The 12,089-nt window shown below is 39.5% G+C and carries 12 protein-coding genes and 1 pseudogene; 8 read left to right on the top strand and 5 right to left on the bottom strand.

What is annotated here, in order from left to right:
• Positions 1-27: 27 nt before the first annotated feature.
• From KZC02_RS16715 to KZC02_RS16700, 4 genes are all read right to left on the bottom strand, one after another.
• Entirely contained in the window at positions 28-822 is a 795-nt protein-coding gene (locus KZC02_RS16715) for a heme ABC transporter ATP-binding protein (RefSeq protein ID WP_221389758.1), read from the bottom strand.
• On the bottom strand, positions 819-1,928 hold the full coding sequence (locus KZC02_RS16710) for an iron ABC transporter permease (RefSeq protein WP_229253638.1): 1,110 nt from the start codon (positions 1,926-1,928) through the stop codon (positions 819-821). Before KZC02_RS16710 ends, KZC02_RS16715 begins: the two co-directional genes overlap by 4 nt.
• Positions 1,929-1,930: 2 nt before the next feature.
• Positions 1,931-2,731: a hemin ABC transporter substrate-binding protein gene (locus KZC02_RS16705; RefSeq protein WP_221389757.1), complete on the bottom strand. Its 801-nt coding sequence runs from the start codon at positions 2,729-2,731 to the stop codon at positions 1,931-1,933.
• Between the two features lie 63 nt (positions 2,732-2,794).
• Complete coding sequence (locus tag KZC02_RS16700) at positions 2,795-3,145, bottom strand: DUF6686 family protein (RefSeq protein ID WP_221389756.1); 351 nt, start codon at positions 3,143-3,145, stop codon at positions 2,795-2,797.
• Between the two features lie 250 nt (positions 3,146-3,395).
• Between KZC02_RS16700 and dctA the strand changes: the two genes are divergently transcribed.
• The 7 genes and pseudogenes from dctA to KZC02_RS16665 all read left to right on the top strand — a co-directional run bounded on the left by dctA (position 3,396) and on the right by KZC02_RS16665 (position 10,640).
• A complete protein-coding gene (dctA, locus tag KZC02_RS16695; protein WP_221389755.1) occupies positions 3,396-4,655 on the top strand; it encodes a C4-dicarboxylate transporter DctA in 1,260 nt (419 codons plus the stop codon).
• 110 nt (positions 4,656-4,765) lie between these two features.
• Positions 4,766-4,996 (top strand): DUF433 domain-containing protein, encoded by a 231-nt coding sequence (locus tag KZC02_RS16690; RefSeq protein WP_221389754.1) that lies wholly within the window; start codon positions 4,766-4,768, stop codon positions 4,994-4,996.
• 105 nt (positions 4,997-5,101) lie between these two features.
• A pseudogene (locus KZC02_RS33355) lies at positions 5,102-5,227 on the top strand (hypothetical protein); the annotation flags it as partial.
• A gap of 234 nt (positions 5,228-5,461) precedes the next feature.
• Positions 5,462-7,195, top strand: a complete 1,734-nt coding sequence (locus KZC02_RS16680) for a M3 family oligoendopeptidase (RefSeq protein WP_221389753.1) — start codon at positions 5,462-5,464, stop codon at positions 7,193-7,195.
• A 76-nt stretch (positions 7,196-7,271) separates the two neighbouring features.
• Positions 7,272-7,523: a hypothetical protein gene (locus KZC02_RS16675; RefSeq protein ID WP_221389752.1), complete on the top strand. Its 252-nt coding sequence runs from the start codon at positions 7,272-7,274 to the stop codon at positions 7,521-7,523.
• 258 nt (positions 7,524-7,781) lie between these two features.
• Positions 7,782-8,855 carry an NAD-dependent epimerase/dehydratase family protein gene (locus tag KZC02_RS16670; protein ID WP_221389751.1) on the top strand — a complete coding sequence of 358 codons (1,074 nt, stop codon included), beginning with the start codon at positions 7,782-7,784 and terminating at the stop codon, positions 8,853-8,855.
• Between the two features lie 162 nt (positions 8,856-9,017).
• Positions 9,018-10,640, top strand: a complete 1,623-nt coding sequence (locus tag KZC02_RS16665; RefSeq protein WP_221389750.1) for a hypothetical protein — start codon at positions 9,018-9,020, stop codon at positions 10,638-10,640.
• Here the strand turns inward: KZC02_RS16665 and KZC02_RS16660 are convergent, their stop codons facing one another.
• Positions 10,641-11,084, bottom strand: a complete 444-nt coding sequence (locus KZC02_RS16660) for an Rrf2 family transcriptional regulator (protein WP_221389749.1) — start codon at positions 11,082-11,084, stop codon at positions 10,641-10,643.
• A gap of 248 nt (positions 11,085-11,332) precedes the next feature.
• Here KZC02_RS16660 and KZC02_RS16655 point away from each other — a divergent pair, with 248 nt between their 5' ends.
• On the top strand, positions 11,333-12,013 hold the full coding sequence (locus KZC02_RS16655) for a matrixin family metalloprotease (protein WP_221389748.1): 681 nt from the start codon (positions 11,333-11,335) through the stop codon (positions 12,011-12,013).
• The last annotated feature ends 76 nt before the right edge of the window (positions 12,014-12,089 follow it).

Below are 12,089 nucleotides of genomic sequence, written 5' to 3'. Positions count from 1 at the left end.
AATAGTTAAATTTTGTTTTTCAATTTATCACACTGCAACCTGAGCAGGAACCATATCGGGAACAATAATCGGAAAATGGGTATTGTCAGGCTGTATAATGCGTACAGATAATCCGAAAGCGGCTTTGATATGATCTTCGGTAAGTACCTGTTCCGGCGTTCCTATTGAAAAAGAACAGCCATCTTTCATCATTAAAACCCGGTCTGCGTATTGTAATGCCAGATTCAGATCATGTACAACTGCAATAACACCATAACCTTTTCCGGTCATTTCACGCGCCAGCCGGAACGTTTCATACTGATGCAGCAAATCCATTCCGGTTGTAGGTTCATCCAATAAAATGAATCCGTCTTTTACCCCCCAAACCTGAGCCAGTGTTCTTGCCAGCTGCACGCGTTGTTGTTCTCCTCCGGAAAGTGTTGGAAATAAACGGTTTTTTAAACAGGCAATTCCTACTTTTTGAAGGCAATGATCTACAATGGCGAGGTCGCGCTGAGTTGGTTGTGAATCATAAAAAGGATAACGTCCCATTTGAACGATTTCCTGGACTGTAAAAGCAAGTGTAATAGAATTTTGCTGGGCTAGTACGGCACGGCGCTGAGCCAGTTCTTTCAGTTTATACTTTTTAAGATCTTTTCCATGAAATGAAATAGTGCCGGAAGTAGGAGTATGTTCCCGTGACAACAACTTCATCAGCGTTGATTTTCCTGCTCCATTGGCCCCTACTATTGCCCAGAATTCGCCTGTTCTGGCCTGGAAATTAATGTCTTTAACGAGCGATCTGTTTTTAACACCAAAGTGAACATTACTTGCTTCTATCATATCCTGCTTCTTTTCTGGTTCCAAAGAATATAAAGAAAAAACGGCGTACCCAAAAGAGCTGTAATGATTCCAATCGGTAATTCGGAAGGAGCTACAATGGTACGGGAAATGGTATCTGCCAATGTTAATACAATAGCCCCACCAAATGCTGAACCGACTAAGAGTGTCTTATGATCGGGTCCAAATGCATTTCTGATAATATGCGGCACAACCAATCCTACGAAACCAATCGTACCAGCAACGGCAACTGAAGCACCCACACCCATCGTTGCCAGAATGATAACCTGACGTTTTAGAGTTTTCATATTTACGCCCAATGCAGCAGCCTGGCTTTCTCCTAAAACCAACAAATTAAGGGCTTTGGATAAATACGGCATAAAAAGAACCGAACAAAAAACAAAAGGTGCAACTGCCATTACCGAAGTCCAGTTAGCTCCGCCCAGGCTACCAAGGCTCCAGAAAGTTATAGTACGAAGCTGTTCGTCGGTAGCCATATAAGTCATTAATCCGGTAACAGCACCTACAAAAGCATTGATAGCAATACCACATAATAAAATCGTGGCAACTCCTCCGTCGCCGGCAACTTTTGATAACTGATAGACCAGCATCGTTGTAAGTGCCGCTCCGATAAACGCTGCCATAGATAATGTATAAGCACCTCCGACTTCGCTGATGATCCCAAAATATTTAATATTCAGCATGATTACAATCACTGCAAATAGTGAAGCTCCGGAAGTAACGCCTATCAATCCTGAATCGGCAATCGGGTTACGGAAAAGTCCTTGTAAGGAAGCTCCTGCAATGCCTAACCCTGCTCCTACAAGTACTGCCAGACAAACACGCGGCAACCGGATAATCCAAAAAACGAGTCCTTTTTGTTCTTCGTAAGCGGCAACATTCGTCAGCCCTAATTTAAATCCAATGATTTGACCAAATTCTTTAAAAGAAATAGGCAAAGCACCCGTACTTGCTGAGAATGCCATACAAACGAGTAAAATCAAACTCAGGACAACCGCAACCCGCATGGTAGAAACCGAATTTCTGGCTTTTTCCACAGTAAGTATTTCTATGTTTGTCTCTGATTTACGAATCGTTTCAGCCAGCATAACTATTTAATTTTTTGAGCCAGTTCCATGGCTGCCTTTCCTAATCTCGGCCCAAAACCTGTTAATAACTGTCCATCCATAGCAACTATTTTCCGGTTTCTTCCGGCATTGGTATTAGCAATTCCAGGCACTTTCAAAAGCCCTTCTGCACCGTCCACACTTTCCAGTCCGCTTGTAAATAAAACAAGTACGTCCGGATTAGCGGCTAAAAGTGATTCGGAAGTCAATGGTTTAAATTCAGTAAAACCTTCAACTGCATTTTTATTTCCGGTCAAAGCAAAAATTTTATCGAGAGAGGTTCCCGTTCCCGAAACCATTAAAGTGCCTGTCCCTCTTGCGTATATGAAAAGAAGTTTTTTCGGAGATGCAGGTTTAGTAATCTTAGCCATGTCAGCTTCGAGGCTTTTTACCAATTTTTCAGCCTGTGGTTTGGCATTGAAATAAGCGCCTACTTCCCTGATCAGTTTGATAGCCCCTTCTTTCGAATACTCTTGTTTGAACTCAACTACCTTTTTGCCGCTGCTGTTTAATTGCTTAATTACACTGGCAGAAAGCATACTTTGATCCGTATAAACGATCACGTCCGGATTCAGTGTAATAATTCCTTCTGCTGAAATATTACGGTTGTGTCCTATTTTTGGTATTTTCCCCATCGAAGCCGGATAGGTACTCGTTATATCTACGCCTACTAACTGGCTTTCTAACCCTAATCCTGAGATAATCTCACTCAAAGTGCCATTTGCAGACACAATGCGCATAGATTGGGAAGCAAAAACAGTTGCTGGCCCTGAGACCAGCAACATAACGAAGAGTAAGTAATAATACGATTTTCTAAAAGTTAACATTTAGGGTTTGTTAAAGTATTTCTATTTCTTGTGAGCGAAAATCCTGTCAATTTCCAGTGTCAGAAGTGTTTCCTGAAAAAGTCCTTTTATTTCTTCCATTTCATCTTCATTAAACGACAGCATAAAATTTGGAATAGGTGATGGCAGAAGGACATTCTTACCATTTGGCAACGCCGTTTCCATGGAATGAAACTGGTTTTTATCATATAATACAGAACGAAATCCATTCAATCCGTCTTCTGTAAAAATGAACAGAAAGTTGCCAAATACGAAGTTGTAATGGTCGCAGCAGTTACATTGGCCAATATACCCGTTGTCTGACTGGCTCAAAATACGCAGGGTATTAAAAGAGTGCGAAGCGTCGTCTTGCATGATTACTTGAATTAAAATGCCACTGGATTAATTTTAATATTCAGGAATTTTGATTTCGCCATTACGTCTGTATGGGCAAATATAGGATATTTATTTAGACCAAGTATAAACAATATTAAAAATTTACTTTTCTCGCACCCTATTTATTCATACGGCTTTAATTATTGTATCTTCAAAGCTGCACCACTGCTGTAATTTTGAAGCAAATCAATTACGCAGTATTTGTATATTCCTTAACGCTAAAAAAGTTTTGAAAAAGTTATTTACCAACCTAACCTTCTGGGTTCTGACTGCTATTACCTGCGGTGCACTTTTGGGCCATTACTATCCTCAAAAGGGCATTGAAATGGAATTTCTAGGAAAAGGATTTATTCAGATCGTCAAGATATTTATCAACCCGATTATTTTCCTGACCATCACACTGGGAATTATTGGAATGGGTGACCTGAAAAAAGTAGGTAAGGTTGGAGCCAAAGCACTTTTGTATTTTGAAATAGTAACCACATTAGCACTTTTGGTGGGTGTCATTGTTGCAAATATTATCAGGCCGGGAGATGGTGTAGTAACGAATAACCTGCAAAAAGGAGACATATCTGTTTATGCCAATAAAGTACATGATTTCAGTTGGTTACAATTTTTCTTAGATAATGTAACGTTACAGGTTTTATTGTTTTCACTGGTTTTAGGAACTGTTCTGAGTAAATATTCCGGAAAAGATAAAGTTATTCACTGGCTGAGCTTTGCTTCCAAATATGTTTTCAAGGCTTTACACTGGGTTATGATATTTGCTCCGATCGGTGCGTTTGGCGGTATGGCGTTCACAATCGGTAAATACGGAATCGCTACTTTACTGCCTTTGGGAAAGCTGATGATCACTGTATATATGACAATGGCCATTTTTGTTTTTGGCATACTTGGACTGATTTTAAGAACATACAAAATCAGTATATGGTCATTCCTGAAATATATCCGTGAAGAATTACTGATCGTTCTGGGTACATCTTCGTCTGAAGCGGCTCTTCCTTCCGTTATGGAAAAGCTGGAACGCATGGGTTGTTCAAAACCGGTTGTGGGTTTGGTTGTGCCTGCCGGTTATTCATTTAACCTGGACGGAACCACCATTTATCTTTCTATGGCAACGATCTTTCTGGCTCAGGTTTTTAATGTACATCTCACGATGGGGCAGATATTTTCAGTAATTGGCATTTTAATGGTAACTTCAAAAGGTGCAGCAGGGGTTACCGGAAGCGGATTTGTGGTGCTTGCTTCTACGCTTACAGCTATAAAAGTTATCCCCATAGAAGGATTGGCGTTATTACTCGGTGTGGACCGTTTTATGTCTGAAGCCCGTGCAATTACAAATATTATTGGAAACTGCGTGGCTACAATCTGGCTGGCTAATAATGAAAAAGAATTTGATCGCGATAAAATGAATTATGCCTTTGCCAATGTAAGGGAAACAGAGAATGTAATAACCGATAATTTTACTGATGTAACACGGATTAAATGACTTTGGAAAATCATTTAACCCGTTCGTTTTTCTGATTTACCTTAGTAATTACATACTGAAAGCAGATTTTAGAGTTTTCTTTTAACTTTGTAACAATAGCTTTTAAACATATGAACAATAGAGATTATATTGTTTCAGACCACCGTTTAATGTTGGGTAAACCTGTTATAAAAGGTACGCGTATAACTGCTGAATTAATTTTGCGTAAATTAGGTGAAGGCGCTACTATGGATGAATTGCTCTCAATGTATCCTCATATAAACAAGGAATCTATACAGGCTATATTGCAATATGCCGCAGAACTTATAGCCAATGAAGAAAATTTAGAATCAGCTGCATGATTTTGGCTGATGAAAATATTGATCATGGACTAATAGATAGAATTAGAAAAGCTGGTTTTGAAGTCTATTCAATATACGAATTAATGCGCGGCGCTTCCAGATGAATCAATTATTGAATTATCAAGAAATCCCCCACGAATTATTCTCACGGAAGACAAAGATTTTGGTGAATGGGTTTATGCACATCATATTCAAAATATTAGTGTCCTTTTCTTGCGTTATCATTTTTAGGATACTGAAATTATCAACAAAATCATTCTAAAGTTGCTCACAGAACGAGCTAGTAACTTAATTGGCCATTTTACGACCATAACGATTCATAAAATTCGGTCAAGACCTTTTTGAATAGCCCAATTTATTGTGAAAACTGCCAGCAATTCAAGGCCGATAAAACCAAACACTTCCTTGCACTTTCCACTTATTCAACATTACCTTTGAGCATCAAATTATGGCAACAAAGGAAAAATGACAAATCAGGAAACAATAGACATACCTACCCGTTCAAAAAGGCTATTTATTGGGGAAGAATTTGATCTGAAAAAATGGGAAGATCTTCAGCCGTTTTACGAAAATCTTAAGACCCGGGAAATAAATTCCGTTCAAGACCTGCGGCAATGGTTTCTGGATCGCAGCGAACTGGAATCATACTTATCCGAAAACTTCGCCTGGCGTTATATCCGTCAGACATGTGATACAGCCAACACAGGCCTGATCAATGCATTACAGTTTTTTATCACAGAAATACAGCCAAAATTGGCGGAATATGGTAATGAACTGGATAAGAAAATAGTTGAAAATGCATTTCTGGGTGATTTGACGGAAAAAGGATTTGATATTACCCTTCGCGGAATGAAGAAAGCGATCGAGATTTTCCGGGAAGAAAACATTCCGGTCATTACCGAAATGCAAACAGAAGAACGCAAGTATGGCGCCATTGCCGGTGCTATGACGGTGACATTAGATGGCGAGGAAATAACTTTGCAAAAAGCAGCAGACCGCCTTCAGTCCACCGATCGTACTATCCGGGAGGAAGCCTGGCGTGCAATAAGTAACCGTCGCTACGAAGATCATGAAAAGCTGGATGACCTTTTGAACAAATTGGTAAGTCTTCGTGATCAGGTAGGCAGGAATGCCGGTTTTGCCAATTACAGAGATTATATGTTTGCCGCAATGGGCCGGTTTGATTATACCCCGCAGGATTGCTTCGACTTCCATGCATCTGTAAAAGAAGCTGTTGTCCCATTACTAGATGAAATGGCGAAGAGCAGAAAAGATGCGTTAAAAGTAGACGTACTTCGTCCCTGGGATACCAAGGTTGATCCAAAGGGACTGGCTCCATTGGTACCATTTAAAACAGGTGAAGAATTACTGGATAAAACAATCCGTTGTTTCAGCCGCCTTGATCCGTTTCTGGGAGATTGCCTGCGGATTATGAAAACCATGAAACATCTTGATCTGGAATCAAGGAAAGGAAAAGCGCCGGGTGGTTACAATTATCCTCTGGATGAAATTGGCGTTCCCTTCATTTTTATGAATGCAACTTCCAACCTTCGTGATATGATTACGATCCTGCATGAAGGCGGACATGCCGTGCACTCACTTGTAACGCGTGGCCTAACACTAAATTCATTCAAACATACGCCGTCAGAAGTTGCTGAGGTTGCATCGATGTCGATGGAGCTGATCACAATGGATTTCTGGGATGAGTTTTTTACCAATGAACAAGATCTGAAACGTGCCAAGATACAGCATCTGGAATCTATTATAGAAACGCTTCCCTGGGTAGCAACAGTTGATAAATTCCAGCATTGGATGTACGAAAACCCGAAACATGCTGTTGAACAACGCACTGAAGAGTGGGTGAAAATTTACAGCCAGTTTACAGATAATGTAATGGACTGGTCGGGGCTGGAACAATTCAGGGAATATCTTTGGCAGCGTCAGTTACATATTTATGAGGTTCCTTTTTACTATATAGAATATGGTATTGCACAGCTTGGAGCTATCGGGGTTTGGAAAAATTACCGCGAAAATCCGCAAGCTGGCCTGAAAGGTTACCTGGATGCACTTAAACTGGGCTATACTGCACCAATTACTGAAATTTACGCGGCAGCCAATATCCCGTTTGATTTTTCCCAAAAACACATTACCGAACTCATGCAATTCGTTAGAACCGAGCTGGAACGATTAAAAATTTAACAATATCGTTCCCACAATTTGGTGGTTGTTAAAAAGGCGGTTATTTTTGTGCATATTACTTTGAACCGATACAAAGATGAAATTTAGTAAAATAGTAGCATTTGTGGCATGTGTGGCACTGTTGTCTTCCTGTGATTATCAAAAATATAACCATATAGGCCAGACTGATGTAAACGCAACAAATCAGTATGTATACGGTGTGAGCCCTGATTCTTTGCCAAAACAGATGTCATTCAAGTACGAAGCAAAACCTGAAATTGAAACACGTGTGAATGCAATTCGTGCAAAATTGTTCGGTGGAGCATCCAGCGCTGTTGTAGTAGAATAATTTTTTAAGCCAAGATATATTTTGGGATATCCTCATTTTAATGGGGGTATCTTTTTTTTTAACAAATATCTCAAATATGCAAATTGAACAATTTCAATATGCCTGTATTGAAATTTGTGGAAATATTTCCTGTAAAGGAATTTTCATTAATTGAATGAAGTTGTGACAATTGAACAATTTTAATTTACTTTACTATCTCAAAGTAATTAAAATTGTAGTTCTTACACATTGACTAAGTAATAAATAATACACAAAATCATGAATATAGCCTTGGTAACCGGTTCAGCCGGACTGATAGGAAGCGAATCTGTGGCCTTCCTGGCAGATAAATTTGATCTTATAATTGGCGTTGATAATAATCTGCGTGAATATTTTTTTGGAGCTGATGGAAATACAGAATGGAACAAGAACAGGATCCAGGATGCATTTAATAATTACAAACATTATGCTGCTGATATCCGTGAAGTTAACCAGCTGGAACCTATTTTCAAGGAATTCGGAACTGATATAAAACTGATCATTCACGCCGCAGCACAACCAAGCCACGATTGGGCAGCACGTGAGCCATTTACGGATTTTGGTGTCAATGCTGTCGGAACACTCAATATGCTGGAAATGACCCGCCTGCATGCACCGGAAGCTGTGTTTATTTTTACCTCGACTAACAAAGTATACGGAGACAATCCTAATTACCTCCCTCTGATAGAACTTGAAACACGTTATGAAATTGACGAGAATCATAAATATTTCAAGAACGGCATTGATGAAAACCATAGTATTGACCATACTAAACACTCCATTTTTGGTGCTTCGAAAGTAGCCGCCGATATTATGGTTCAGGAATATGGCAAATATTTTGGTATGAAAACCGCGGTTTTCCGTGGTGGATGCCTTACCGGGCCTAATCATTCAGGAGCTCAGTTACACGGTTTTCTTGCATATTTAATGAAATGTGCAATTACCGGAAATCACTATACCATTTTTGGATACAAAGGAAAACAGGTTCGTGACAACATCCATAGCCATGATCTGGTAAATATGTTCTGGCATTTTTACCAAAATCCCCGTCCAGGTGAAGTTTACAATGCCGGAGGCGGAAGGTTTGCCAATTGCTCTATGATTGAAGCCATCGCACTTTGCGAAACTATTACAGGAAACAAACTTTCACATTCATATTCAGATACCAACCGCGTGGGAGATCATATCTGGTATGTAAGCGATCTTTCCAAATTCAAAGAACATTATCCTGGCTGGGACTGGGAATTTGGCCTTGTTGAAACGCTGACACAAATTCACGATGGAATATCATCCAGGCTGGCGAGCGTAAAATAATTTATGCTGATCTTAATAATCTCCGGATAAGTAAATTTTATAACTTGTTCGGAGATTATTTTTTAGCCACCACACTAAACAACTATTATTATACCTTATTATAATAATAGCAGAATAAAATAACCGGTACGGGCAATTTTTGTTAAAAGGCAGATACACACAATGAATATTGAATTCAGCTCGAATCCTCTTTTATACTGGTTAGCGGGTTACACCATTGCTTTGTTGCTTTGTATTCTTATTTACGCTCAAATTAAATTTCAAAGAACTGAAACTGAGCTCTTATACCTTATTAGCGGAACGTTTCTCCTTGTCTGGATGAGAATTCCGGTGATACTTTTTAATCGGGAGCTGAATGCCGATGAGAGCCAGATGCTGAGCCAGGGAATGACACTATTTCATGATCCTGTATACTGGCGTTCAGTAGACGGAACAACCGGAGGTCCGCTAGGCAGTTACTTTTTGATTATTCCTGCCTTATTCAGAGGTGTTTTTGATTACACGACAGCACACTCCGGAGCATTGATACTGGTTTTTGTTGCTTTAATAAGCTTTTACTTTGCTCTCCGCAACTGGTTTGGAAAGGTTGTCGCCATGGCTTGCTTATATCCTTTGCTGGTTTTCTTTGCATTCACACAACAAAGCGATTTTGTTCATTATTCCAGCGAACATTTGCCGGTAGCATTAATGGGAATAATTACGTATATACTGTCCGTAATTTATAAGAGTAAATCCGGTATTATATTATTTCCGATCCTTTTAGGTTCACTCACAGCACTATTACCATTTGGTAAATTACAAACCTTACCTATGGTATTTATCCTTGTTTTATGGAGTTTTTATATATTTTGGGAAAGAAGAAAATTATTTAACGAAGGTCTTTGGTTTATTGCCGGAGGATTAGGGACATTAGCCATTTTAGCCATATTGATGGTCGCAGGCAATGTATTTCAGGATTTTTTAACTTTTTATATTCAGGGAAATTTACAATACGGTGGTGATATATCCTGGTGGGATAATATTTTGGTATTACCTGCAAACCTGCTTCTTGCTCCAACGGTAATTTTATTTCTGATTCCACAAATTGTATTGGTTTTGTTCGTTCTATTCTCAACATCCCGGCAAAATCAATTTAAAGCAGGCCTATTTATTTTTCCGCTCCTCTGGGTATTGTTCACATTACTTGCTATTTCACGTACAGGATCCGGCTATTTACACTACTGGCTTTTTGCATTGATTCCGATAGCACTTTTCTTTGCAAATTATCTTGTCCGCTTTCAGACAAAAGTTAACCACATCTTTGGTTTCTGCATTTTTACGCTGCTATGCTGTGTAGTTTTCAAAACGAATAATGTTTTGCATAACGTAAGCCTGAACCAGTACGTTTCGAACAGTAAGGTAAATAGAGAGCTGCCATTTACCGATGTAGCAAAGGAGATACTAAAATATGGAAACCGTGGTGATTACCTGGCTGTATGGGGATGGAATTGTCAGTTTTATGTAGAAACACAAATGTTGCAGGGCATTGCAGAAAATCATAGTATCAGGTCAATATATAAGCATCCGATGCAAAACCGCTATCTGAGCCGTTACGTCAGTGACCTGAAAACAAATAAACCAATTGTAATTGTGGATGCAGTGGGAAAAAACAGTTTGTGGGTTCAGGATAAGCCAACACAGGGAGTTGATAATTATCCTGTGCTGGCTGAATTTATTAACCACCATTACGCATTGGTTGCTTATGTTGATGATACCCGGCTATACGTTCGCAAAGACCGGCTGTAATCAGGAAAGCACATCCAGTACCGGTGCATTGTCTGCCCTGAGCAAATCTGTCAGTGTGGTTTTATCCAAAACAGCCAGGTTCGCATCTCTCCATTTTTCCAGCACCGTACGCAGGCTGCATGTTTCTTCATCCTTGCAATCGTCGCATCTGCCATAAAAAAACATGGAAACGCACAAGGCAGGTGCAATTGGCCCGTCGATAATTCTCAGGACTTTAGAAAAACTTACTTCGCCAGGAGGAACTCTTAACATATATCCTCCACCCTTTCCTTTCTGACTCTGAAGAACTCCATTATTACGCAGATCCAATAAAATTGCTTCCAGAAATTTCTTTGGAATCTTCTCTTTCTCTGCAATGTAAGAAATTAGCACCGGGCCTTTACCAAATTGTTCGGCTAACACTTTAAGCGCTTTAAGAGCGTATTTTGCTTTTTTAGATATCATTGTTGATCAAATGTACTTGATAATTTCGCTTGTCATTCTTCGTTAATCAAGGCATTTATGCCTAATTAATACCACTTTTGCTTTGTAATCTTTTCCGGGATTCCATCCGGGTATTAAGCTACAAAAATGTATTAATTTTAAGAAATAATTAACTCATTCAACTTAAATATAACCTTTATAAAGTAACATCTACTAATTCTATAACATATCTTGAGTAATCAATAATTCCCATCGCTCAATCAACAGACATGGCAGCAGTCGCAAACATACTATATGATAAGAAGCAGGTTCTTATTTCTTCAAAATTATATCTCTACGGATCAGAGGCAAACCAGGAAATTGGCGCACTGATTGTTGAAGAAATTAACAGAATGTATAATGAACCAAATGGAACTGTAACGATAAAAGGTAACGTTTTACAAGTAATTTTTGACATTAGTTATGAGGTTATTACTCATTTTGATGCATTGGAAATGGCTACTGTCAATCAGGATTACAGAAATAATTTTATCAGAATAGAAAACGAAAATGTAATTACCCGTTCCTTTATGGGTTATGGCCTGGGTGACAATGCCGGACATTGGCTGACCACAGACAACCTGGGAATTTCAACAACCGCTGCTCACGAATTTGGCCACAGCCTCGGGCTGGATCATCCTGCAAATGCTGATTTTCGGGGATCATTATTACCTCCTCCGATCATGGCCGCAAGAGGAAGTCTGGTTGATGCAAAATACCAGTGGAACCCAATAGCCAAAGCGGGAGAATACGGCGGCACAATGAATCCTAAGTATCGTAAAGTATCCGTCCGGGAAATAGAACTGATCATGGAAGGACTCACCTTTGAAGAAACAGATACGTATTATATCGGTTATCTGTCTAACATATTGTTTGACAGTAAAGGAAAGGCAGTCGAGGGTTTAGCCTGAAAGCCATCCGTGGCACGGCTGATACTTAAAGCCCATATCAAGCCTGGTATATCAGCCGTGCCACGGATGTAAGTGC

Source organism: Dyadobacter sp. NIV53 (genome assembly GCF_019711195.1).
Classification (GTDB): Bacteria; Bacteroidota; Bacteroidia; order Cytophagales; family Spirosomataceae; genus Dyadobacter.
The sequence above is the reverse complement of the archived record's forward strand: the minus strand, read 5'-3'. Positions and strand labels throughout refer to the sequence as shown.